This is a genomic window from Mucilaginibacter frigoritolerans (assembly GCF_007830615.1).
Taxonomy (GTDB): Bacteria; Bacteroidota; Bacteroidia; order Sphingobacteriales; family Sphingobacteriaceae; genus Mucilaginibacter; species Mucilaginibacter frigoritolerans.
The window spans coordinates 62,474-86,880 of sequence record NZ_VLLI01000015.1; the positions used below are offsets into that span (position 1 = coordinate 62,474).

The 24,407-nt window shown below is 38.8% G+C and carries 20 protein-coding genes; 3 read left to right on the forward strand and 17 right to left on the reverse strand.

The genetic code is table 11. The features are described from left to right. Positions 1–15: 15 nt before the first annotated feature. Positions 16–1,203, forward strand: a complete 1,188-nt coding sequence (locus tag JN11_RS21170) for an alginate lyase family protein (RefSeq protein ID WP_144915934.1) — start codon at positions 16–18, stop codon at positions 1,201–1,203. 78 nt (positions 1,204–1,281) lie between these two features. Here the strand turns inward: JN11_RS21170 and JN11_RS21175 are convergent, their stop codons facing one another. The 7 genes from JN11_RS21175 to JN11_RS21205 form a co-directional block, all read right to left on the reverse strand. Continuing rightward, a complete protein-coding gene (locus JN11_RS21175; RefSeq protein WP_144915937.1) occupies positions 1,282–2,694 on the reverse strand; it encodes an alpha-amylase family glycosyl hydrolase in 1,413 nt (470 codons plus the stop codon). A 17-nt stretch (positions 2,695–2,711) separates the two neighbouring features. Then, positions 2,712–5,168: a glycoside hydrolase family 31 protein gene (locus JN11_RS21180; RefSeq protein WP_144915939.1), complete on the reverse strand. Its 2,457-nt coding sequence runs from the start codon at positions 5,166–5,168 to the stop codon at positions 2,712–2,714. A 55-nt stretch (positions 5,169–5,223) separates the two neighbouring features. Continuing rightward, entirely contained in the window at positions 5,224–6,267 is a 1,044-nt protein-coding gene (locus JN11_RS21185; protein ID WP_144915942.1) for a SusE domain-containing protein, read from the reverse strand. Positions 6,268–6,278: 11 nt separating this feature from the next. Next, positions 6,279–7,868 carry a RagB/SusD family nutrient uptake outer membrane protein gene (locus tag JN11_RS21190; RefSeq protein ID WP_144915943.1) on the reverse strand — a complete coding sequence of 530 codons (1,590 nt, stop codon included), beginning with the start codon at positions 7,866–7,868 and terminating at the stop codon, positions 6,279–6,281. 11 nt (positions 7,869–7,879) lie between these two features. Further along, positions 7,880–8,350, reverse strand: a complete 471-nt coding sequence (locus JN11_RS21195) for a hypothetical protein (RefSeq protein WP_144915946.1) — start codon at positions 8,348–8,350, stop codon at positions 7,880–7,882. Between the two features lie 50 nt (positions 8,351–8,400). Beyond that, positions 8,401–10,875, reverse strand: a complete 2,475-nt coding sequence (locus JN11_RS21200) for a SusC/RagA family TonB-linked outer membrane protein (protein WP_144915948.1) — start codon at positions 10,873–10,875, stop codon at positions 8,401–8,403. A gap of 211 nt (positions 10,876–11,086) precedes the next feature. Then, positions 11,087–12,712 (reverse strand): DUF6377 domain-containing protein, encoded by a 1,626-nt coding sequence (locus JN11_RS21205; RefSeq protein WP_144915951.1) that lies wholly within the window; start codon positions 12,710–12,712, stop codon positions 11,087–11,089. 203 nt (positions 12,713–12,915) lie between these two features. Between JN11_RS21205 and JN11_RS21210 the strand changes: the two genes are divergently transcribed. Further along, positions 12,916–13,803 (forward strand): universal stress protein, encoded by an 888-nt coding sequence (locus JN11_RS21210; protein ID WP_144915954.1) that lies wholly within the window; start codon positions 12,916–12,918, stop codon positions 13,801–13,803. A 281-nt stretch (positions 13,804–14,084) separates the two neighbouring features. Here the strand turns inward: JN11_RS21210 and JN11_RS21215 are convergent, their stop codons facing one another. From JN11_RS21215 to JN11_RS21260, 10 genes are all read right to left on the reverse strand, one after another. After that, a complete protein-coding gene (locus JN11_RS21215) occupies positions 14,085–14,561 on the reverse strand; it encodes a DUF2147 domain-containing protein (RefSeq protein WP_170227819.1) in 477 nt (158 codons plus the stop codon). A gap of 36 nt (positions 14,562–14,597) precedes the next feature. Then, positions 14,598–15,911, reverse strand: a complete 1,314-nt coding sequence (locus tag JN11_RS21220) for a DUF3570 domain-containing protein (RefSeq protein WP_144915957.1) — start codon at positions 15,909–15,911, stop codon at positions 14,598–14,600. Positions 15,912–15,942: 31 nt separating this feature from the next. Further along, positions 15,943–16,164, reverse strand: coding sequence for a DUF4266 domain-containing protein (locus tag JN11_RS21225; RefSeq protein WP_144915958.1), 222 nt, complete (start codon positions 16,162–16,164; stop codon positions 15,943–15,945). Positions 16,165–16,175: 11 nt separating this feature from the next. Continuing rightward, positions 16,176–17,108, reverse strand: coding sequence for an FAD:protein FMN transferase (locus JN11_RS21230; protein ID WP_144915960.1), 933 nt, complete (start codon positions 17,106–17,108; stop codon positions 16,176–16,178). A gap of 384 nt (positions 17,109–17,492) precedes the next feature. Further along, positions 17,493–18,770 (reverse strand): DUF3570 domain-containing protein, encoded by a 1,278-nt coding sequence (locus tag JN11_RS21235; RefSeq protein WP_144915961.1) that lies wholly within the window; start codon positions 18,768–18,770, stop codon positions 17,493–17,495. 25 nt (positions 18,771–18,795) lie between these two features. Continuing rightward, positions 18,796–19,017: a DUF4266 domain-containing protein gene (locus JN11_RS21240; RefSeq protein WP_144915963.1), complete on the reverse strand. Its 222-nt coding sequence runs from the start codon at positions 19,015–19,017 to the stop codon at positions 18,796–18,798. Between the two features lie 57 nt (positions 19,018–19,074). Beyond that, positions 19,075–19,512 (reverse strand): thioredoxin family protein, encoded by a 438-nt coding sequence (locus tag JN11_RS21245; protein ID WP_144915965.1) that lies wholly within the window; start codon positions 19,510–19,512, stop codon positions 19,075–19,077. A gap of 413 nt (positions 19,513–19,925) precedes the next feature. Next, a complete protein-coding gene (locus JN11_RS21250; protein ID WP_144915966.1) occupies positions 19,926–21,176 on the reverse strand; it encodes a sensor histidine kinase in 1,251 nt (416 codons plus the stop codon). Beyond that, the gene (locus JN11_RS21255; RefSeq protein ID WP_144915968.1) at positions 21,173–21,850 is read right to left on the reverse strand and encodes a response regulator transcription factor; all 678 of its coding nucleotides are present in this window, start codon (positions 21,848–21,850) and stop codon (positions 21,173–21,175) included. The genes JN11_RS21250 and JN11_RS21255 overlap by 4 nt, the downstream gene beginning before the upstream one ends. Before the next feature lie 194 nt (positions 21,851–22,044). Next, on the reverse strand, positions 22,045–22,860 hold the full coding sequence (locus JN11_RS21260; protein WP_144915969.1) for a sterol desaturase family protein: 816 nt from the start codon (positions 22,858–22,860) through the stop codon (positions 22,045–22,047). 311 nt (positions 22,861–23,171) lie between these two features. Here JN11_RS21260 and JN11_RS21265 point away from each other — a divergent pair, with 311 nt between their 5' ends. Continuing rightward, positions 23,172–24,341, forward strand: a complete 1,170-nt coding sequence (locus JN11_RS21265) for a DUF2911 domain-containing protein (RefSeq protein WP_170227820.1) — start codon at positions 23,172–23,174, stop codon at positions 24,339–24,341. Positions 24,342–24,407: the final 66 nt, after the last annotated feature.

Below are 24,407 nucleotides of genomic sequence, written 5' to 3' on the forward strand. Positions count from 1 at the left end.
ACCAAAACATTGCTTATGAAAACACTGGCTCGCATATTTTTCATTATCGTTCTTTTTGCTTTTCAAAATGCATTCTCAAATGCTAAGCATCAGCAAGTAAAATCTGAGGCCGAAAAGGTTGCGGAGACTACCTTAAAAAAACAAATTTTAAAGGAAGCCTCCTGGGCGATGCAGCAAAAACCTGTTACGGTTACGGCATCCTTCAGTCCGCGAAGTGCGGGTGGTAAACATGATTTCTTTTCGGAAGCTGATTACTTCTGGCCCGACCCGCAGGATCCCGATGCACCTTATATCAACAGGGATGGCTTAACTAATCCCGATAATTTTGTGGAACACAGAAAGGCTATGATCAGGTTCAGCAAAATAATCGGCGCCCTGGCATCTGCATACAAAATAACCGGCGATAAAAAATACGTTGCACAGGCCGTTATTCATCTTAAAGCATGGTTTATTGATCCGAAAACCCTGATGAACCCCAGCTTGTGGTATGCACAGGCAGTACATGGTAAATTTACTGGACGTAATTATGGCATTATTGACACTATACATTTAATGGAAGTTGCCCAGGGAGTTTTAGTGGTGGAAGCTTCAGGTGCTATGGACCCTCAAACTACCGAAGGTATAAAAAACTGGTTTGCAGCATATACCAACTGGCTCATGACCAGCAAACCGGGGATACAGGAAAAACTAACCAAAAACAATCATTCAACCTGCTGGGCTATGCAGGTAGCATCTTTTGCTAAACTTTGCAATAACGTAGCTGTGCTTGATTCTATCAGGGTTTTGTACAAAACTGTTTTACTGCCTAATCAAATGGGTACCGATGGTAGTTTTCCTTTAGAAATAGCGCGTACTAAACCATATGGTTATTCTATATTTAACTTAGACGCAATGGCTACGCTTTGCCAGATCTTATCAACCCCACAGGATAATTTATGGAATTTCGAAACCATGGATGGCAAATCCATCAAAAAAGGCATCACTTATTTATATCCATTTGTTGCCAATAAAAGTAAATGGACCTTAAAACCCGATGTAATGTATTGGGATAACTGGCCTGTTGCCCAACCTTTTTTATTGTTTGGCGCCAACGCCTATAATGAAAATAACTGGCTGGTAACCTGGCAAAAGCTTGATCATCAACCAGCAGTGGAAGAAGTGATAAGGAACCTGCCTATCCGGCATCCTTTAATATGGCTCTAAAAATAGATGGCATAAAAATACAAAGAGCGGGAGGGCTCCCGCTGCTTTGCAACCAATTGTATGTGAGAAGAGAAATTCTTAATTCTTTTTCAAAACGATATATCCATAAGGCCCTATGCTTAACTGTGTTGAAAATATTAGGCTGGTACCTTTAAAACCATCTATCCAGGTAGTATTCTGCAAAGCTGCAGGCACCACATAGTTAACCGTATTGTTGGTAGCATTCACCAAAATCAATACATCATCAGTGCCCGAAGTTTTTTCAAAAGCAATAATATTAGTGTCATTATAAACCTTCAACGTTCCTGTTTTAATAGCTTCATGTGCGGTTCTGAAAGCTATAATTTGTTTATAAGCAGCTACCATATCCGGATTGGCCGTATAATCAACAGGCACATTGGTGAAAAAGTTAATAGCACTCGGATAGCCCACTTCCTGGCTATCATATATTAAAGGCACACCATCCATATAGGCGACCATAACAAAAGCGGCTAATGCGCCCTGTTTGCCATTATACTCGGTTATTGTACTGCCGTCTGATGAAGCATCATCATGATTGGTAATATACCTTAACTTAAAGCCTTGTGTCGGTAAAGAAGCAATTTCACTGCTGTTAGTAGTAAACAACGAACTTGGGCTTTGTGTACCTGCAAATACTGCTTTTAGGTTACTATAAAAGCTAAAGGCATATCCCAGTTGAAAACCATCGGTAATTTCATACCCATTGGTGCCTTCGGCAAGGAAGATAAGCTTATGGGTTTTGATATTGTTTAATGTATCAATGGCCTGTGTCCAAAAATCAGACGGAACGGCATCGGCATAATCACAACGAAAACCATCGATATTGACTGTAAAAACCCAGTATTTCATGGCCCTTATCATAGCAGTACGCATATCGGTACTATTATAGTTCAAAGCAGCAACATCAGTAAAATTGGTATTTGGCGGGCTAATAATATTTCCAGCTCCATCCTGTTTATACCATGATTTATTGGCTGTCCAGGCATTATCCCATGAAGTATGATCAGCTACCCAATCAAATATTACAGCCATATTACGGCTGTGTGCCTGGGCAACTAAGTTGCGCAGGTCATCAATTGTACCAAAGTTGGCATTCACCCCAGTATAATCTTTAACAGCATAAGGTGATCCTACTGCTTTAAGCACCCCGATAGGGTAAGTTGGCATCAGCCAGATCACATTAATACCCAAAGCTTTTATAGAATCGAGCCTGGCGGTAACACCCTGAAAATTGGCAGGTGTATAAGTTTGCATATTTACCTCGTACATAATAATATCCTTGCTGGCCGGGACACTTGCATAAGGCGTTCCATATTGTGCCGGGTCTTTATAGGTACTGGTTGTAGTAGTATCTTTTGGTGTTGGGGTTGGATTATTATTGTGGCTTTTGCTGCATCCGGTTCCCAAAAATGCAGCCACCATTGCTATAAGTAAACTATTCATTTGTATTTTTAAATTGATGTTTTTCATACTCACTTTCCTTGATATTAATATTCTAATTGAATTTTGCCCTGCTCGTTATCGATGGTAACAAACCTTACCGGTGAGCTTTCTGTCTGATAAGCACTTCCCTGCGGATCGGTATTGGCTGCTGCTCCTAAAAATGCGTATGTACCCTGCTCAAGCTTTAACTGGCTTCCGTTTAACTTTAATGCCAATATCTGTTCAAATCCGTGCAGCATTACTTTAATATATTTAAAGTGCGATTTATAGCTTCCTTCTGCATCATCAAATACTATGATTTGTTTTTGAGGATTAAGGCTGATGCTACGTTTGTAAAAATCACCCTTTTGATAATTAAAACTTTTACCATCATCTTCATAATAAACAAAACTATTAGCCTTGCTTCCATTGTAAACATGTACTGTAAGCGTATCAGTTGGTTGTTCTGCTGTCGACTGGATAAGTGATTGCATCGGAATAATGCTTCCGCCTTTTACATATACTGGTAACTTATTAATGTTTAAATCAATGGTTTTAGTAGTTCCGCCCTCTTCTTTTGCACCTGAATATAATTCGTACCACTCGCCTTTGGGGAAATACACTTTCCCATAATCCTTGTTACTTTCAAACGGGGCAACCATAAAGGCATCACCAAATTCAAATTGATTCTGGTAGGCAGCATCCAATATTTTTGAGTCGAAGGTGTAATCAATAGCCAGTGAACGCATTACCGGCATACCGTTTTGGGTTGCATTATAAAAAGTTGAGTAGATGTAAGGCAGCATTTCATATCGCAGACTAACATAGTTACGCACAATATCCAGTGCATCTTCACCAAATGTCCATGGTTCAGCAGCTTTGGTATTTAAAGCAGTATGATTGCGGTAGTAAGGTATAAAAGCACCCAGTTCCATCCAGCGGATATACAAAGGGGTTGAAGGGTTACCCGTAAAGCCACCAATATCCATACCTGTAAAGGCAACGCCACTTATGCCCAGGCTGTTTAACAACCGCACGCCTTGTAGCATATGATCATCTTCTGCCCTGTTATCCCCGGTCCATAAAGCCGAATAACGTTGCAATCCCGCATATCCTGATCTCGAAAGCACAAAGGGACGTTCCTTAAACTGTTCCAGCGCGCCTTCATAACTTGAACGAGCCATTTGTAAACCGTAAACGTTGTGTGCCTGTAAATTAGTGGTCAGGGTACCATCATAGTTAAACAATACATTGTCAGGTATCTTTTGTCCCCATGTAGAAAACTCGTTCATATCATTCCAGATTCCGCTTACGCCAGACTCTGCAAAGAACTTAACCTGTTTGCGCCACCATTCACGCCCTTTTGGATTGGTAAAATCGGTAAAATTACACCAGCCCGGCCATACCTGTGCGGTGTAATATTGACCGTCAGTATACTTGATGTATACATCATCTTTTAAACCACTTTCGTAAGCCTTTGCTCCTTTTTCTACCTTAATTCCGGGGTCAACAATAACTGTTGTTTTAAAACCAAGCTTATTCAGTTCCACATTCATCCCAGCAGGATCAGGAAAACGACTTTTGTTCCAGGTAAATAGCTGGTATTTATCCATATAATGAATATCCAGCGTTATCCCATCGGCAGGAATCCGTTTTTCGCGTAGCGTGTGTGCAATACGCAATACTTCGTCAGCCGGATAATAGCTGTACCTGTTTTGCTGGTAGCCCAGTGCCCATTCAGGCGGTAACGGCATATGCCCGGTTAACCAGGTGTAAGAAGCAATAATATCGGCCAGCTTTTTATGATAGATAAAGTAATAATTCATCTCACCACCACGTGCCCCGAATGAAGAAAAGCGGTTATTGCTGGCACCAAAATTAAAATCAGTTTGATAGGTATTATCTAAAAATATCCCATAGTTTAAATTATGGTGTATCCCTACATAAAACGGAATAGTTGAATACAAGGGGTCCTGACTGATACTATAACCATAAACATCCGAATTCCAGTTGGTGTATCCGTTTCCTTTACGATCAAGGTTGCCTGTTTTTTCGCCTAAACCAATAAAATGCTCATCCTCCTGCATTTTTTTATAGGTAGTAACCGATTGCTCCACCCATGTGGTAGTTAAACCTTTTTCATCCTCATTAATCAATATACCTTCAGGGGTATAAAACGCTATGGAAAAAGGTTTTTTTTGGATAACAGCCTTAACAGAATCTGTGGCAATAACAATTTCACTTTCGGTTTGGCTGATGTTGGTTTTGGTTGATAAAACTTTACCTACAACGGCATATGAAAAATCAGCCTTAAACTGCCTGTCCATCCTCACCCTGATAACGGATGGAGTATAAACGGTTATCTCTGCAGTAGCATTAGTGGTTTTTACCGTCACCTTTTGCTGATCTATTTTAACATCGGTAATATTACCCACATTAACAACAGTGCTCTGTTGGCAATAACCTGTTTTGAAAAGAAACAAAGAAACAAACAGCGCGAGACCGAGATATTTTTTATTCATGAGATAATAATGAAAAACAACCGGTCACTAAATATACCGGCTGTTCTTATGTAGATTAATTTTTGACTATAGTATAAGCGTACGCTTTTTGAGTAGACTTGGTCATATCCAATGTTACCGTATAAGTACCTGCATCCGTAATGGTTACTGCACCTGGATCATTAAAAATAAGTGTTCCGGCAAGTGCATTAGCATTAGATGGACCGTAATTGATATCCCAGGCATCATTTGCCCTAAATTTTAAAGCTCCCGGTACCAATGCTACTGAAACGGTCCATAAACCTGTTGCCGGATTATAAGTCATCGGTGTTGAAGCGTTCCATGCTTGCGGTGTGGCTGTACCAATTATACCAAATGTGCTTATGTATGTTGCCGAATAAGTTAAAGCAGTTATATCAGCATCAATCAGGTATACCCCTGCATTATTATATACAATGGCATTAGGGTTGCTTGACTTAGCTAACGCACCATTTCCACCATCGCCATAAATAACAGGTCCATAAGCAGGTGTCGGTGTAAATTTGAAGTTTCCAGCTGCACTGAAATAAACATAGCCTTCATAGCTTGTTGGATTGGTAAGCAGGGCAGGTATGATTTGTGCTGTAGCGGGAGTATAATTTTCATACGAACCCGGCAGCCAAAGCTGATTAGGTTGTAGCGTAGTTACCGCTACCTTTACCACTTTTGAGTAAACCGTATCAGCACCATAAATTGCTGATCCTACTCTAAACTCAACTGTTGTAGCAACATTTGGGTTCAGATTCAATCCACCTAAGAGCAAACCATTTAAAGTACCATAGCTTAAAGACAACGAGGTAGTGGTGGTAAGGTTACCCAGGGTTACATATTTCTTAAAGCTGTTACCCAATGAATCCACCTGCACAAAATAACTCACAACAGCCGATACACCATAGTCAGGCTTTGACCATTTGATGTTTAATGTTTGTGAAGAATCTGCCGCAGTAACAGCAATTGCGGTACCGTCTGTCGGCGATGAAATAACCGGAGCAGTAATATTGGCTGCAACGGTTATCTTCTGCTCTTTTTTGCAGGAAGATAACATGGCAAATGCCATCAGTATAAAAAATATTTTTTTCATGATTGTGATGTTTAATAGCCAGGATTTTGAACTAGGTTTGGATTATTTTGCCTGTCGGATGCAGGTATTGGGAATAGGTTTAAGTGTGCATCTGTTGCTGTTCCACTTTGAACGTTACCTTTAAAATCCCATAAATAGACTCCGCCGGTAAACAGGCCGAACCTGATAAGGTCAGTTCTTCTGAAACCTTCCCAGTATAACTCGCGTCCGCGCTCATCAATCATAAAGTTTAGGTCTAACTGTCCTGAAGTGATATCACCTGCGCCGGCACGTTCCCTTATTTTATTTACCAACGATAGTGCAGTAGCAGCATCGCCACCATTACCACCACGTAGTACAGCTTCGGCATAATTCAGATAAATTTCCGAAAGCCTGAATAAGGGATAATCAGTATCTACAAAGGTTGTGTTTGATCCCGGTATACCTGTTGAAGTAACATTTTTGAATTTAGCACAAAGGTATCCTTGCGTAAATACGGTTGGTTGGGTAATTGGGCCAAGGGTTTGTCCTGATGTATAAAAAATGGCCCTTTTATCTGTATTCCCTGATGCATCAGGGAATACCCGGGTCACAAAAGTATTGGTCATCCTGTTACCGGCCCAACCGCCTGATGCAATACCAAATGTATTGGTAGCATCTTCAGAACCACCAACAGCTGCATGAATAATAAAGGTCATATCGCCATAGCTTTCGGTATTTGTTCCGTCTTCAGCCAATGGTAAAATGATTTCATCACGATAGCCATTGTTATCAGCTAAAAATAAATTCTGGTAGCTTGGGTGCAAAGCGTATTTACCTGAGTTAATGATATTATTACAGTAAGTAATACAATCAGTATATCTGGCTGTTCCGGTAAATACCTGTGCATTCAAATATAACCTGCTTAATAAAGCCCAGTCAGCAGCCCGGTCAATACGGGCATACTCATTAGTTGTTGGATCAGCAAGCGTAGGTTGTATGGCAATTAATTCTGATTCTATGTATTTAAATAAATCAGCTCTTGCAATTTGTTTAGGTATAAATGTACCCGGCAAATCGGCTTCTGTTGCAAAAGGAACATTTCCGTACATGTCCATAGCACATTCGTAAAAATATGCCCTTAAAAACCTGGCTTCTGCCACGTACTGTGTTACATCGTTTTTTAATGAACCGCTTAATGATCCTAGTTTTGCATTTACATCCCTGATGTATTCATTACAGTAAGCAATATTTACAAATATCCTTTGGTACATTAATCCTACATAAAGATTTTGGTCAGACCAAATACCTCCGTGATATTCTACCAAACCGCCATCGCCCCAGGCGTTGATACATTCATCTGTAGTTACTTCTTCGGCAGCCCAGTATTCACGTAAAAAACACGCTGTTCCCTGGTCTGCTGCTTGTAAATCAGGCTCAGAAAAACTTATATTTTGACCTGACACCGCCATTGACGCGTATAACTTGGCCAAGCCTTCTTTATAAGATATGGGAGTGTTGTACACATTGGCCGAAGTTGTTACCAATGGGTCAATAGGTACGGTATTCAGTTTTTTTGTGCAGGAGCAAGCAAGCATGGTTATCATGACTGCCTGAATTGAAAATATTTTATATGATTTCATGATCGTTTCAATTAAAAATTAGCGTTTAAACCAAGTTGATAAATACGTGGTCTCGGGAAGAAATTATTGTCCAGACCACCTGCTATCTCAGGATCTAAACCTTTATAAGGTGTAATCACAAATACATTTTGTACACCTGCGCTAACACGTAATTTCAGCTTGTCTTTCAAATATGGAGGGAAGGTATACCCCACATTCATATTATCCATTCTGAAAAACGAAGCATTTTGTATGTAATAATCAGACTGATTAGTCATCAATGGTACATTTTTAAATTGTGTTAAGCTTGCAGCTGTTGTTTGGTTTTGTAAATAACCTAGTGATGAGTAAACCCCATAGTAAGTACTACCTGCGGCAACATTGTTATAATTATAGTTACCTAAACTTACCCTGCCTGAAAAGCTGAAATCAAATCTTTTATAAGTAACATCAGAGTTGATGCCCATTGTTACTGTAGGGTTAGGGCTTTTATCAAAATACATGTCGGCACTATTGATCACTCCATCATGATTGCGGTCTACATAACCATCCTCTATTGGTTTTCCGTTTTTATCATAAATCTGCTGGAAAACATAATAAGAATTGACAGGTTGGCCAACAGTATTGTATTGTATTGTATATCTCCTGATGTTGTTCCGGAAATACCCGAATTAGGATTTACCTGTACATAACCAGGCTGGTTTGAACCTACCAGGTTCAGGATTTTGTTTTTATTGAAGCTAACGTTATAACCTAACCTCCAATGCCAGTCGGTTTGACTAATAATAATGGCATTTAAAGCAAGTTCAGCTCCTTTATTCTCCATGCTTCCAACGTTTTCAAGTACTGTTGAACCAAAATTGGTTAAAGCAGGCACTGTAACTACGTTAAGCAGGTTAGAGGTTTTTTTGTAATATCCGTCAATACTACCGGTTAAGCGGTTGTTAAAGAAACCAAAGTCAATACCCACGTTACTGGTAGTGGTCGACTCCCATTTTATGCCGGCATCATACGGGTTGGGGCGTAAAGTATAATAAAAAGTATTTCCAAATTGATACCTTGACGATGGATCGCTCTGTACAAAAACTGCCTGATATGGGTAGTTATTATTACCTGTTAAATCCTGCTGCCCTGTGGTACCATAACCTAAACGTAGTTTAAGGTTGGAGAACACAGTACTACCTTTCATGAAATCTTCATCCATTATCTTCCATGAAAATGCACCTGCAGGGAAAACACCAAAACGGTATTGCGGTCCAAATCTTGAAGTACCATCGTCCCTTATTGTAAAGGTCAGTTCATACTTATCATCGAAAGTGTAATTGGCTCTCCCAAAAAATGAGATCAGTTTATAATCTGTTTTGTATGGGAAAGTTTTAACCTGTGTTTCATTATAATCTGCATTAACAGAATTACCATATGTATAAAAATCAGAGAAAGAATAACCACCGGTTACATCAATCACACTCTTAATTGATTTCAAATCCTTTTTGTAATTCAGGTAAAACTCAGCTAAAGCATTGTGGTTACCTGTATTGTACGTGTTTTTTTGACCACCAAGGGCAACCGGCAGAGAAATCCATGGTGTATTATCCAATACGTTATTCAAACCAAACGTATACTGATAATCATAACCCAGATTCAAATTAGCCCTTAAGCCATCAATACCAGGTATTTTATAATCAAACTGCACATTACCAATGCTTCTTCTGCTGGTTGATTTATTGTCCGTTTCATCTAAACGGGCAACCGGATTTGCGGTAGCCAGGGTAACGGGATCACCATTGATGTTGGTATTTCCAGCTGTTGCCCATGTGGTATAGCCTCTGTAGCGTGTATTACCATTATAAATTGATTGCGTAGGGTCATAGTTTACGGCACTACCTATAGCGGCCTGATCTGCAAAATTATTGGGATTGTATAAACCTTTTAAGTTTACGTGAACAGTTAAAGTATTATGAAAAAAGCTAGGATCTAAGTTAACACCGAGCGTAGTACGCTGAAAATTATAGGTTTTCAAAATACCATCGGCATTATCATATCCAACCGAAACACGGTAAGGCATTGTTTTGGTGCTTCCTGAAATACTAAGGTTCTGATCATTACCAAATGCATTTTGGTAGATCTGTTTCTGCCAATCGGTATTGGCATTGCCTAATAATGACGAAACTGCGGTTTGACCAGGATAAGTTTCATTCACAATATCACGAAACTGCTGCGCATTATACACCGGTACCTCTTTAGGGATTACGGATAATGAAGCTGTAGTATTGTAATTGATAGTCAGTTTTTTAGTACCGCGTTTGGTGGTGATCATAATTACACCGCTTGATCCGCGCGAACCAAAAATTGCTGTTGCAGAGGCATCCTTCAATACCGTAATATTTTCAATATCATCAGGATTAATAGTTGTTAAAATATTGGCACTACCTCCAGGAACCTCGTTACTTAACGGAACACCATCTACCACTATTAATGGATCAGTACTTGCATTAAGTGAAGTGATACCCCTTATACGGATAGTTGAAGTATTACCCGGAGCGCCAGAATTAGAAGTAACGGTTACACCAGCAAGCTTACCAGAAATAGCATCCTGAACTGAGTTCACTGCCCCCTTGTTCAAATCTTTAGCGGTAACTACGTCAATGGCGCCGGTTGCATCACTCTTTTTAACCGTACCATAACCAATAACGGCTACTTGGTTAAGTATAACTGATGATGATTTTAATTGCAGGCTTACATTTATGGTACCATTAACCGTTACCGGCTGCTCTATTGGTTCATATCCTATAAAACTTACAACTAATACATGTGCGCCTGATGGGGCATTGCTTAATTTAAAATATCCGTTTACATCAGCTGCGGCACTTAAAGTAGTGCCCTTAATTGTAACGGTTGCGCCGGGAAGGGGAAGGCTGCTTTCATCAATTACCCGGCCGGTAATTGTACCTGTTTGGGCCATAACTGTGGCCGACAGGCAAATAAAAAGCAACAGAAAAATGTACCTGAAAAAGTAAATCTGTTTCATTAATTTATTGGTTTAATATTGGGTTTATAAATGGATCCGTTGGTTACCAAATCCACATCAAAGAAAAGAGGATGATAAATCATTCCCAATAGCCGGAAACACCAATATAGAAAATTATAAGACAATACAATTTATAAATAATTAACAATCAATTACTTACAAATACTTAAAAGAAGCTCAATATAGATTTTGGAATAACCGGTAAACCGTTTTAAACAGCCTCAATGGCCATTATATGGTTATCAAACTCATCATTAGCAACAAATGATTTGTTTTTAATGCGGTTTTTGTAGGAGTAAATAGTGTTAACCGAATAGCCCAGGAGTTTTGCTATCCTGTCGTTATCGTGGATGCCCATCCTGATCAATGCAAAGATGCGGTGCTCAGTACTGAGCAATTGTCCGTCAGGAATAATGATTTCATTATCGCCATTAAACAGGGCATCAAACTTCTGAATAAAGTCAGGAAACAAACGAAGAAATACCTTATCAAAAGTGTGGAAAAGCTGATGTCTTTCATCTTCCAGGTTCAGCTTCTTAACTGCAGTCAATGCATCTTCATACCGCTTGCTGCTTAATTTTTTATCTATCGACATTTTAAAGCTTTCCAACTTCTCAATATAAATGGTATTGATGTTAAAGTAATACCCTATGTATTCGTTTTTGATTTTATTGGCAGTGCTTAAGTTTTTATTGAGTTCTTCCAGCGCCTTATTATTATCCTGTAGTGAAATATTGGCTGCTTTTATCAGGTTATCGGCAATACGCAGTTTTTTTAATTGCATAAATATGATTACTGCAAATAAAATCACAAAAATTACCAGCACAGTAATTATTGACGAATAAATAATCAACGATCTCCTTTGCTGCTCCACTGCGCTCATGCGCTGGGCCTCTATAATGGGTAAAATGCTGCTTATGGTTACCTGCCTGTGCCGCGCGCCATAAAAGTTGGCTTCATCTATGGCCTGGTTAATATAGGTATAGGCATTTTTCAAATCGCCTTTTTTATACAAGTAATCGGCCACTTTGTATATAGCTACAGTTTCTTTAGTGGCCGATTGAATATCGGATATTGCTGCCTCTATCAACAGGTCAATAGATTGCTCTTTGTATCCCAGCTCCTCGTAAATAAAGCTTAAGCAGCAAGCATTTATAGCAAACTGATGTGGTGTAAGGTTCTTTATACTAAGCAATGCTTTATAATCCTTCACCCCTTCAGGGTAATTACCCAAACGCAGATCTTTTAAACCCTTAGATGCAAGGTAAGCATAAGTTCCAGGCCGACTCAGTGCCAGTGCCGAATCCACGCATTTAATACCTTCCGGATTATAAATTGCCGAATAATCGCCATTTCTGTCAAAATCCGACCAGTCAAAATAACTTCGTGCCTTTAAAAAGTAATAATCAACTTTGGCAGTATCGGTTAGCAAGCCTGTGTTAATGCTATTTAAAGTTTCCAGTGTTTCTTTAAACAAACCTGACGAGATCAGCGTAAATCCCACCTGCATTTTAGCCGATGCCAAAAGAACCGGATCTTTAAGCTGATTGGCGGTTAGCTCCAGCTTTTTAGCATAGCTATAGGCTGAATCATAACTAAAATTTTTATATTCATTAAAAAGCAGTTCGTATAAACCATACTTTGCCCGGGCATCACCGGCCTTTTTTAATTTTTTATTTAAATCTTCAATACGGGCCTGCTTTTGCCCTACGTAAACATCCTTATCTGCTAAAACCTTATTTAATTTATTTCGAAGACTATCAGTAGATGACTGGGCATCAACAGTATAGCACGAAAAGAAAAAGCAACAAAAAAGAAAATATAACAGGGGTTTCATTTATAATCGGATACACTAAAGGTATAAAAAAACTCACAAATTTATATTTCTTAATTTTACTCATGGTAAATTTTAGCGATAGACTTCATTATTGAGGGAAACTATCAGTTATTGATTAAAAACAAACTTTTAGGTGATCTAACTCATTTTTTGCCTTACTGTATTTGCTCAACTTTATAACATCATATTAAAGTTGCCCCATCATGAAAACCATAGCCGTATTAATCAATTTCTCTCCACGTTCAGAGCACGCAGCCAGGTATGCCCTGCAGCTGGCAAAAAAAATCAAAGCAAATGTTTTATTATTCAATGCATTTCTGGTGCCTGCGGATATCGCTATGTCTGCCACACAGCTGGCATGGCCCGTTGATGAATACAAAGAGATTAAATCGGATGCAGAAAAAGGCTTACACAGCCTGCGCAACAAGTTAAAGCACAGCTTCAATGAAGGGGCCGTAACAGGACCATTTGTACCAGCTATTACTTGCAGATGTGAGGAAGGTCCCGTTGAAAATTCACTGCCAATATTGCAACAAAACGAAGATATTGTTCTGTTAGTAGCGGGTACACATGGGTCTGATGCGATTTCAACCTTTGCATTAGGAAATAATTGCCGTGAATTAATTGACGATACAAGGCTTCCGCTATTATTGATTCCGGAAAATGCCCCAATAGAAAATATAGAAAAGATTGTTTTTGCCACAGACCTAAACCCGAACGATATTAAATATATAAATGCAGTTGCTGGCCTAGCCGATGAATTTTCAGCCCACATCATTATTGGGAATGTGAATATGGAATTATCTGTAGATGTTGACCACAATAAAGCGGAAAACGCATTTATGCAGCAAATGGTTCTTAACGTTAGCTACAGACGTATTAGTTATCGTAATTTCCCTAATCAAAATGTAAAAAAGGGATTGGTTTGGGTATTGGAAAATGAAAAACCGGACATGATGGTGATGGTTCACCGGAAAAACAGTTTGTTTGATTTCCTTTTTAAATCGAGCGTTACTAAAAAAATAGCAGCTAACACAACCGTGCCTTTACTGGTTTATCCATATCCTATGGATTCGGTTCCGGCATTTTAGATAAAAAAATAGTGCAGAAGTAATCCGCACCTATATGGAAATAAATAAGTAATGGCATCGTAATCATCCGATGCCTAAATATCCAACTTTTGGGCAAAAAGTTGAGTGGCACCTGGAACATCAAAAAAACTGTGCCTGTAGGCCAATCTCAAAAAAGCTAGCAGATGAAATGACTATAAAAGGCATTAAATTTTGAACTTAATCTACCTTGCTAAGCACTGTTATGCAAAAAAAGCCTTTATTCTAAATGTCTGGCTGATAAAAACAGTCCCTAACCTATTTTATTGATGATCAAAATTTATTCGCCGAAAGGTGGTAGTCTTTCCAATAAATTTGAAATGCCAATACCCTTTTACAAATAAGCTACCATCAGCTGTTAAATTAACACAGGAATTCCATTCCTTTCCGCTCCGTGAGTCATAGATAAGCCCATTTTCCCAGCTATGGGAGTTTTCTTCATAAATTAATGACTTCAATACCACCAATCCTATCAATTTCCTTTTTCTAAGCGAAACATCCGGATTATTGAAATCTATCCTATCATTCATCGGGTATTGAGGGTTATCTTTGTCATTAAACCAGATTACTTTACCCCGGTATTCATTGCCATATTTATCAATTTCTACAATTAGGTTTCTTTTTTCAGAGATCCATTGCCCTAAAATCCTATCACCGGCATTGGCATGCCTTTGTGCATTGACAGCAGCTGAAGCAAATAAGAGTATGCCCAATAGCATAAAACTCTTATTTACTTTCACATACCGCATATAATACTTCTATATTAAATTGAAGAGCTATTTAAAGCCAAGACTTAAAGAAACAACGTCTGATACCAGATCGGTATTTTGGGCATAATGTCCGTACCTGATCTCCAGTTCATGCAGGTTATGCCAGCCAAAAACTCCTTTAGGCGGGGCTACCCTAAAACCTACACCAAAAAACTGGCTGTTAAATTTGGCATATTCATAGTTGCTGGTATAGTATTCATCTGAAACACTATGCTCCCCATAAGGTGCAAAATACCGGGCGGCAGTTTGGGTATAATACCGGTAAAATGGCGATATGGAAAAAAATGGTGAAACTTTGTAAGCAATTTCCAAACTTGCTGTATTGGCACGTGTACCCCAATTATCCAGGTAATAGCGGTAATAAGACCTGAGAATGATATTATCTCCAAGGAAATAATTAGCCCTGAATCCTAATGGGAGCTTAAAGCGCGATGATGGCAGTTTTTCAACAGAGTCTCCTTTCGCATTATAGAAATAAACACGGTGAAAAGGCAGGCTCAGATAACCATGTTGTGCTACAACATCTGCAAGGAACATAATCTGAAGCCTTGAATTAATAATTTGGGAATACCCAAAAGAGGCAGTATAGGTATCTCGAGGTTTGGTAGGAATTGTACTTGCTCCGTTACTCAAAACAACATTACCGCTGGCTGTAGTAATGTATGTTGCGCTCGTTGCTGCCGGATTAATGATTTTTACGAGTTCTGATGGATAAATCAACGTTACATGATCCAGATAGGCTTGCAGTTTAAAACTGAATTCTCCATTCTTGTCAGCTGTCTTTTTTGAAAAATGAACATCAGCGCCTAAAGACTTGTAATTATATTCACCTGAATAATACGTTCCGATGCCGAAGGTATTTCCGGTTTTACTATTTTCAACCGTCCAGTCAAAAGATGGATAGATACGTGTTCCACCTTGTTTCCCCAGGCCTGTTGTAGTAACAAAAGCCGATGATGCAGAGGTATGATGGTCGAGCCCTAAACCCAATGAGATCGTATTTTTGTTCTGATTGTCGCCGTTCCAGGCAAGCTTAAGGTCTAATCCATTGGAGATATCCGAAACTTTTTCTGTACCGATACCACCAGTAATAGCTGAATGATCTCCCCGTTGCCAGTAATAGCTGGAAACCAGGTTGATTTCATCTATCCTCAGGGCTCGCGGATTGTAATCATCCGGCGCCGGGTCTGAATTAATTTTGACCGGCTGGTATAAAGTAAACGGACTTTTGTTGTGACTTGTATCTTCTTTAGTTTGGGCAAAGGCACTAAAACGGCATATCATCGAAAATCCAACAATGGATAAAAATATCTTTTTCATGTATTGTGTCGGCTTAAAAAATGATGATCAATTAGTTGCAACCGCAGCCACCGCCAGTTTTACCGGCATTGGCACCAGATGCGGCTTCGCGGTACGATTGGAAATTCAATTCATTTTTTTCTACTTTCCGGTTACTAAGCGCCATTTCAGAATCATTGATCCTATTTTTTTGGTATTCCTTAAGTCGTACACATGATGTTACGGATACTGCCAGCAGCAGGGCAGTAGTAACTTTAATTGTTTGGGTTATCATAATCAGGGGTTTTAAGTAATATTTATATTTTTAGAAGTATATAAATTATCATCATCGTCGATAATGATCGCCTCAATATCTTTCATCTGGTTAATCATATCCAAACCGGCGTAAACACCCATAATGGTAACCGGGGTAGCCATAGCATCGGCAATTTCTGCGTTGGTGGAGATGATGGTTACACTTTTTATTCCCGTTACCGGTAAACCTGTACGCGGGTTAATGGTATGGGAATATTTCTTACCATCAATCATCACATATTTTTCGTAATTGCCAGATGTGGCAACGGCCAAACCTGAAATATGGAGATAAGAAAAAACCTGGTGCGAAGAATCAGGATTGGCAATGCCAATGGTCCATTTTTTTCCGTCAGGCTGCAATCCCCACGCGTTTAAATCGCCCGAAGCGTTTACTACACCACTTTCTACACCCAATTGCACCATTACATGTTTGGCCCGTTCGGCAGCATATCCTTTTCCAATTCCGCCAAAACCGATACGCATGCCCCGCTCCCGCAAAAAAACAGTGCAGTCTTCTTCATTCAGTGTAATATTCTGGTAATTGATCAGCCTAACCATTTTTTTTGCGGTAGCCTCATCTGGCAGTGCAGTCATATGCTGATCAAAGTTCCATAACTTTTTATCAATGGAGCCATAAGTAATATCAAAGGCTCCTTGCGTAACCTTCGATATTTTAATGGAGCGTTTTATAAGTTCAAATGTTTCACGACTAACCTTAACAGGTTGTATACCGGCATTATTGTTTACCTGGTTAGTTTCGCTATCATCACTAAAAGTGGTAAGGAGTTTTTCAATCCTTTGTATCTCCTGTATTCCAGCATCAATCCTTTCGTTGGCCCATTTCTCATCGGTAGCAACCACGCTCAATTCAAAACGGTTCCCCATTAGTTTGCAGCTTCTTTTAAAAACTTGAAGAGTAGTCATGGTACACAATTTATATGAATTGGATAGTAATCATATTGGCCTGTATTGTATCAGCAATATTACAGTAAGAATCTGAAGATAGATTGAAGTAGATGCCTCTTTTATGAGATTTAACATTTATTAACATCTTTAAAATCAATATCTTAATTTAAAATAAAAATCTTTCCAGTTTAGTAACCATTAACATCTGAAAGATCAAAAAAAGGCAATATTCGATATTGTTTAATACCCATTATTACCACATTGCCTAATTATCAATAAACAAATAAATGGGCATAGCTATGCTACCACAGCTGGTCTTTCCTGTGTATAGGTTGTACATTTTTCAATAAGGATCAAACAGAATACGCTTGTTTGATCCTTATAATATCAGGTGTATATAACTTATTTAAAACCGAGGCTCACCGAAACAACATTTGATACCAGATCGGTATTTTGTGCATAATGCCCGTACCTTACTTCCAGTTCATGCAAGCCCTGAATTCCAAAAACTCCGGTAGGCGGTGCTATTCTGAAACCTACCCCAAAAAACTGGCTGTGGAATTGGGCATATTCATAGTTGCTGGTAAAATATTGTTGTGTTGGGCTGGCTTCTTCGTAAGGAGAAAAATACCTGGCCGCAGTTTGCGTATAATATCTGTAAAATGGCGAGATGGAAAAGAATGGCGAGACCTTATAGGCGACTTCCAAATTAGCTGTACTTGACCGCACTCCCCAGCTATCCGCATAATAGCGGTAGTAAGAACGTAAGATAATATTATCACCCAGGAAATAATTGGCGCGGAATCCCAGTGGTAATTTAAAGCGCGAGGAAGGCAGCTTTTCAATTGCTTCCGTTCCGTCATTGAAGTAAACCCGGTGAAATGGCAGGCTCAGGAGTCCATTTTGACCGACAACATCCGCCAAAAATGCAATTTGCAACCTGGAATTAATAATCTGCGAGTAGGCAAAAGATGCATTATAAGTTTTACGCGGGCTGGTACCGAAGTTATCCCGGTGGCCATCATGTCCATTGTCGCCATAATTATTGGTTATGACTGTAGTTGCCGGCATTAACTCTGATGGATAGATCAACGTAACATTGTCAAAATAACCTTGAAGCTTGGCGCTGAATTCACCGTTTTTATTATCGGTTTTTACGGAAAAATGCAGATCAGCACCTAATGACTTATAATTGTATTCATTAGAGTAATAAGCTCCAACGCCAAAAGTATTACCGGTTTTAGCACTTTCTATGGTATAATCTATAGATGGATAAATCCTGGTTCCAGACGGGCTTGAAGCACCTGTTTTAGACACAAAAGCCTGTGATGCAGCCGTGTGGTAATCAAAGCCAAGCCCTACTTGCAGGGTATTCTTGTTTAAATTACGGTCGGTTTTAACGAAATTTAAGGTAAGCCCAGTGGCAAGATCGGTCACCTTCTCTGTGCCTATGCCACCGGTAACTGCAGAATGGTTACCATTCTGTGAATAATAGCTGGAAACAAAGTCAATTTCATCAATATGAAACTTTCTCGGATTATAATGGGAGGAATCTGCCTTTGGTGTACCATTTATGGTATAAGCAGGTTTGTTTGCCACACTATCCTGTTTCGCTTGCGAATAGGCGTTAATACGGCATAAGAATGAGAATCCAAGAATGGATATATATATTTTTTTCATTAATAATCAGTATATTAAATAGCAATCAATTGCAGCCGCAGCCACCTCCGGTTTTCCCGGCATTAGCACCGGAAGCGGCTTCGCGGTACGATTGAAAATTCAATTCATTTTTCTCCACCTTTCGGTTGCTTAAAGCCATTTCCGAATCATTGATCCGGTTTTTCTGGTATTCCTTTACGTTCGCACATGAGGCAAAAGATATCACTACTAGTATACAAGCTGCAACTTTCACGATCTGATTTATCATTTTATACAAGGGTTATTAAGTAAAATAAAAATATTAAGGCTTACAAGCATGGCGCCTTTAGTTAGCAGTGCCTGAAAATGAAGCAATTTGGCTTACAAAATTTTCTGGCGATTCATTAGGGAAACCATCCCAGTCCTTTACAACTTTGCCGTGTTCATCTACCAAAATGGTATAAGGAAATTTGCCATCCGGATTATATTTATCTGCCAGCTCTTCGTTCCTTTTAGTCTGTTCTTTGCTCAGTTGGTTCTTTTTCTGTCTTGGAAAATCGGCCCTTACTAATATCAAATGCTCTGAGGCGTATTTTTCAAAAACTTCATTTTCTAAAATCTCTTTTCTTTCGCGAATACACGGACCGCACCAGTCTGACCCGGAAAAGTTGATCAGTATGTATTTATGAGATTTGGTCGCTTCCGTAGTTGCTTCGTTAAAGTCACCTAGCCAGGTAACATTGATAGACAAGCCTAAAATGAGGGAGATCAGTAATAATTTCATGTTGTTATTTTTATTAGTAAATTCTTGAACCGGGTATTAAGTATCGCTTGCAATTATTCTATGAAAACAAAAGCTCGTATTTTAATTCCATTCGCCGGATTGAAACGCGATTATATCTTCTTTATTTTCAATGCCTTTCATTTTACGATAATCCTGTTTTTAACAGCTATATTACTGTTGCAATCTGAAGTTTGCATGAAAATCACCTTATATAATATTTTTTAACATTTATTTGACACTAATTGGCAGTTCTAAGCTGCTCCATCAATTAGCTTTTAAAATTAACCGAAAATAAAGCCCTATGTTGGAGCAAGTCTGAAGTTTGCTTGTTAAAAAGTGTTAAATTCACACTATGATGCATAACCGATTGTTAAAGGGCAAAACAAAAAGGAAAAATTGCCACCCTTAAACGTCTAAAAAACTATCTTAAAGCTGTGCAAGTTTTCTTTGAAATTATAGCTTATCTCCCATCCACAAAATTTACAGATATTTTCTACCAGTGTCAAACCTAAACCGGTTCCCTCAGATTTATTACCTTTTTTGAACCGTTCAAAAACATGTTCCCTATTTAGTGCAACAGGACTTCCTGTATTTTGGAAAAGCAGTTCCTCATCATCCAGGGTGATGATCAAATCGCCATAATCGTTATTATGCCAGATAGCATTACTGATGAGGTTATTCAACAAAATATCGACCAGGTATTTACTTACAAGAACTTCTTTTTTTCTTAAATTTTCCGTTACTGATATTTGTTTGGCTAAGATCAATTCTTGAAACTGTTTGATCTTGTCGGTTAGTAATATATCTAAATCAATTGGCTCATTTCCAATAATCAGGTTGTTCTCAATCTTTGTGAGCAGCAGCAGTGTCTGGTTCATTCTTGAGAGTTTGCTGGTAGCCGAGTAAATATCTTCTATCTGCTCATATATTTCAGCTGGTAGCCTTTCATGTTGAATCAATATATCCAATTTAGCAGTAATAACAGCCAGTGGCGTCAGCATTTCATGCGATGCATTGTCCGTCAGATGCTTCAAATTCTGATAGTCATTGCTAACCCGCTTTGACATATCATCGATGGCAGCACTTAATTCTACAAATTCATCAACACGCTCGCCAGTTAATTTGAAGTTATTTTTTTCTGAGATGTTAAACTCTTTTATTTGATGTAATAAAGCATAGAATGGTTTCCAAAGCCCGCTTAAAAAATACCGGTTTGCCAGAAACAGGGTGAGCAATAAGCCAACCATTAAACCAAGTGTGATAATGCCGACAAACTGTAAAAGATATTCAGTGCTTTCTCTCGAAACAGTGATAATTACCTTATAATATGATCCGTTCAATTGAATTATACTTTCAATCGCTCTTCCTGGTTTTTTCTCCTTTTCTTTAGGGTTTACATATACTGTATCGAAAAACCTGGGTTGTATCTGTTTTTGATTTGTTTCAATAAAAACCGTCTGATCTTCATCAAAATCCACTTGTTTAGGTAGTTTGTGATTAGCCGAAACATAATCTATAACTTCCGCAACTTCTTCTGAGAGATCGTTGTCCAGCTGACTTCTGGCAATATAATTTATTGCTAAAAAATAAATCACGGCGCCGATAATTAACAGCGTTACCGTAATGAGAATATTTGTCCGGTTATAGTGTGCCGCTAATTTCACGCAGCTAAAAATTTATAGCCGATACCGTAAACAGATTGCAGGTAATCTTTACCGTCAGCTTCCATTATTTTTTTACGAAGATTTTTAATATGGGTATAAATAAAATCAAAATGGCTGTGCATATCCATTTCATCGCCCCAAAGGTGTTCAGCAAGGGCTGCTTTTGAAATTACCTTCCCCTTGTTGGCAATAAAGTAAAGCAACATTTCATATTCTTTTCTGGTTAAGATGATGGGTATATCATTGACAGCTGCAGTTCGGCCCTGCAGGTCGATAGCGATTTCATTAAAAACCAGTATCCCTTTATTGCTCCCCGTTTTTCTTCTAAAAACCGCCACAACCCTCGCTTTTAGTTCAGCCAGGTGAAATGGTTTCGTTAAATAATCATCTGCCCCAATATTCAGCCCTTTTAACTTATCATCCAAAGAATTACGGGCAGAGATAATGATCACGGATTCAGACTTCATTTTGGCTTTCAGATAATTAAGAATGGTAAAATCTTCACCATCCGGCAAACCAATATCTAACAGAATACAATCGTAATCGTACAGGGCAAGCTTATCCATTGCAGAACAAAGATCACCGCAATTTTCGTATACGTTACCATCCTCATTAAAATAAGTAGTGATATTTTCCCGCAGACTTTGTTCGTCTTCTATAATTAATAGTTTCACTGGCTTGTTTTAAATCAAATGTAACCTGCCAAATTGAAGAGATTCTGTAGACAGAATATTCATTTAAAATGAATTAGTGTTACCGGTTGGCCGCTACAAAACTCATACATTTTGCAGTTTAATTTTAAACCATATATCCTTAAATGCAGAAATATGATTTTTAATAATGCAGAAACCATTGGTACAAAAAAAGATCACTTATTTCTTGTCAGAAAAGGAATCTTCAATATGCTGAGGAAGCTGGCATTTGCCTTTGGGTCCATGTGTGTATCTATCCCGTAGGTAATTTCACTAACCGGTAAATCCTGGTGAAAAGTATTAAATAGCCTGTCCCAGATACTCAGTACATCGCCGTAGTTGCGGTCGGTATAGGGTAACTGGTAATGATGATGAACATGGTGAAGATTAGGGGTAATAAATATCAAACTGATAATCTGATTGGCTTTGGCAGGAAGCCTGAATTTAGTATGGGAGGTAATATTAGCGACTGTTTGCAAGGTTTGCCGTAACAGTAAAACGCCAAATGATGCCCCCAGTAAAAACACCCACAGCATTAAAAAGCACATTCTCAAAAAAGTTTCCGCCGGATGCTCCCGCACTGTTGTAGAAACATCCAATTGCAGATCACTGTGATGTACCAGGTGCAAATTCCAAAAAGGCTTAACCTTGTGCATAATTACGTGGTATAGGTATTCACAAAAATCCAATAAGATGAAGCCAATAAAATACTTTGTAAAATAACTTTTGGCATACGGTAGTACAAATAGCAGGCCCCAGCTATGCGCTGCACCCCATGATGCGATGATCAGGACAAAAATAGTCATGAAAAGCTGAACCGGAAGTGCAGTACCTATAAATAACGTATTTGTCAACGTATGTTTCCATTTATCTTTCCATGATGTGCCCAGGACGATTGCTTCAATAAGCCAGAGGCTCAAAATTATTCCTGCATAAAGCAGCACCTGCGAAGTAGAAGGGTTTGACAAAAAATAATTTTTCAGGGATTCCATAATTAAACTGATGTAACGGCAATGTTACTTTATAATACTGAAGTTAGTCTGAAGTTAATAAGACGTTAATTCATTTGATAAAGGTAGATCGATTCTCCCCAAAGTGCCGCCAAATGCGCGCTTATCACCCTTTGCCCAAGCTAAAAATTACCTTCTATTACGTTACAATACATGATGACTTTGAGAAAATGCTTGACTTGCACTAGAAGCACCAGTACCTTATAAGAAAATTCATTTAAAAGATGAACTATATCTATTTTTTCAAAATAAATAAGCTAACATTTTTAACACTAAATTCGCCTAAACAATTTATGCGTATAAAAATATTTTTCATAGGGCTATTGCTTCATTTGTGCGTTTCGGCGGTTGCCCAGAAAGCGTCTCAGTTTAAAGGGAGTTTAATTTATACCCTCGGGCCGGATACCTCTTCAGTGGGCAACTTTGAATTAAACGGAAATAAATTTATGCTCACAGTGGTTTCCATGAGCCCCTATGTTAATGTAAGTAAATTAAAAGGTGCCTTTTTCCCTGATGGCCAACTAATGTACGTGGAGGGGAATAATTATAATCCGGCAAGGGGTAAAGATTCATTGCTTTACGCTTATAAATTAAATTACGATAAGGATACTACCATTATTGAAACAAGAAGCAAAAACCGCATCAGTACGCATAAATACCCTGTAAAAATTATGGTAGCAAATAATCTCGGGGGCGATGCCCTGGTTTTTATGCCTGCCCTGTTGGCCAATTTCGCTCCAAAACGAGTGGGCGATAGTGTAATTAGCAGCCACATTGTGTTTAATAGTGCCAGAAAGTTTATCATCAAAAAAACAGGCGACAGGAAACTGCTCTTAGGAAGTTCCGTAATGGGTATGTTTACTATATTTCTTGATAAAAATGGCAGGATGCAATCGGTTGATGGTATCGGCACATCATTTAATATAAAAGGTACAGCAGGCAAGTATTTAAATATCGATTCTGTAATTGCCTCAAACGTTAAGCAGCAGCAATTGCACCCGCGGTTGGCTATCATTAACAAGCTTGATTCTGTAAAAACAACCATTAATGCAGCCGCGGTTAAAATCATTTATTCCCGTCCATCGGTTAGAGACAGGGTCATATTTGGTGAAGTTGTTCCATGGAATCGCATTTGGCGCACCGGGGCTGATGCAGCTACAAAAATTTCGTTAAGCAAGCCGCTTTATTTTAACGGAAAAGAGCTTCCGGCCGGTGCATACTCCATTTTTACCATACCAACCCAAAATGGCTGGACCCTAATATTTAATAAGCAAGCTAACATATGGGGAACCGAGCACAATGCAGATTACGATTTCTTAAAGGTTCCGATGCTCATACAAGCCTTAAATGAGCCTGTAGAGCTGTTGACATTTACCATAGATGCAGCAGATAATAACGGCGGTGTGATAAGTGTTAGCTGGGACAAGTTAAAAGCCTCTGTTAGTTTTACTACAGTACCTTAGTGTTAAACAGGGAGTATCATCAATATGACACTCCCCCTTTTATATTACGAACTCAGAATTTACTTT

What these genes read in the sequence shown, in the direction of transcription:
- JN11_RS21170 (WP_144915934.1), top strand. Translation starts at nt 16, where the DNA reads ATGAAAACACTGGCTCGCATATTTTTCATTATCGTTCTTTTTGCTTTT.
- JN11_RS21175 (WP_144915937.1), bottom strand. Translation starts at nt 2,694, where the DNA reads ATGAAAAACATCAATTTAAAAATACAAATGAATAGTTTACTTATAGCA.
- JN11_RS21180 (WP_144915939.1), bottom strand. Translation starts at nt 5,168, where the DNA reads ATGAATAAAAAATATCTCGGTCTCGCGCTGTTTGTTTCTTTGTTTCTT.
- JN11_RS21185 (WP_144915942.1), bottom strand. Translation starts at nt 6,267, where the DNA reads ATGAAAAAAATATTTTTTATACTGATGGCATTTGCCATGTTATCTTCC.
- JN11_RS21190 (WP_144915943.1), bottom strand. Translation starts at nt 7,868, where the DNA reads ATGAAATCATATAAAATATTTTCAATTCAGGCAGTCATGATAACCATG.
- JN11_RS21195 (WP_144915946.1), bottom strand. Translation starts at nt 8,350, where the DNA reads ATGTATTTTGATAAAAGCCCTAACCCTACAGTAACAATGGGCATCAAC.
- JN11_RS21200 (WP_144915948.1), bottom strand. Translation starts at nt 10,875, where the DNA reads ATGAAACAGATTTACTTTTTCAGGTACATTTTTCTGTTGCTTTTTATT.
- JN11_RS21205 (WP_144915951.1), bottom strand. Translation starts at nt 12,712, where the DNA reads ATGAAACCCCTGTTATATTTTCTTTTTTGTTGCTTTTTCTTTTCGTGC.
- JN11_RS21210 (WP_144915954.1), top strand. Translation starts at nt 12,916, where the DNA reads ATGAAAACCATAGCCGTATTAATCAATTTCTCTCCACGTTCAGAGCAC.
- JN11_RS21220 (WP_144915957.1), bottom strand. Translation starts at nt 15,911, where the DNA reads ATGAAAAAGATATTTTTATCCATTGTTGGATTTTCGATGATATGCCGT.
- JN11_RS21225 (WP_144915958.1), bottom strand. Translation starts at nt 16,164, where the DNA reads ATGATAACCCAAACAATTAAAGTTACTACTGCCCTGCTGCTGGCAGTA.
- JN11_RS21230 (WP_144915960.1), bottom strand. Translation starts at nt 17,108, where the DNA reads ATGACTACTCTTCAAGTTTTTAAAAGAAGCTGCAAACTAATGGGGAAC.
- JN11_RS21235 (WP_144915961.1), bottom strand. Translation starts at nt 18,770, where the DNA reads ATGAAAAAAATATATATATCCATTCTTGGATTCTCATTCTTATGCCGT.
- JN11_RS21240 (WP_144915963.1), bottom strand. Translation starts at nt 19,017, where the DNA reads ATGATAAATCAGATCGTGAAAGTTGCAGCTTGTATACTAGTAGTGATA.
- JN11_RS21245 (WP_144915965.1), bottom strand. Translation starts at nt 19,512, where the DNA reads ATGAAATTATTACTGATCTCCCTCATTTTAGGCTTGTCTATCAATGTT.
- JN11_RS21260 (WP_144915969.1), bottom strand. Translation starts at nt 22,860, where the DNA reads ATGGAATCCCTGAAAAATTATTTTTTGTCAAACCCTTCTACTTCGCAG.
- JN11_RS21265 (WP_170227820.1), top strand. Translation starts at nt 23,172, where the DNA reads ATGCGTATAAAAATATTTTTCATAGGGCTATTGCTTCATTTGTGCGTT.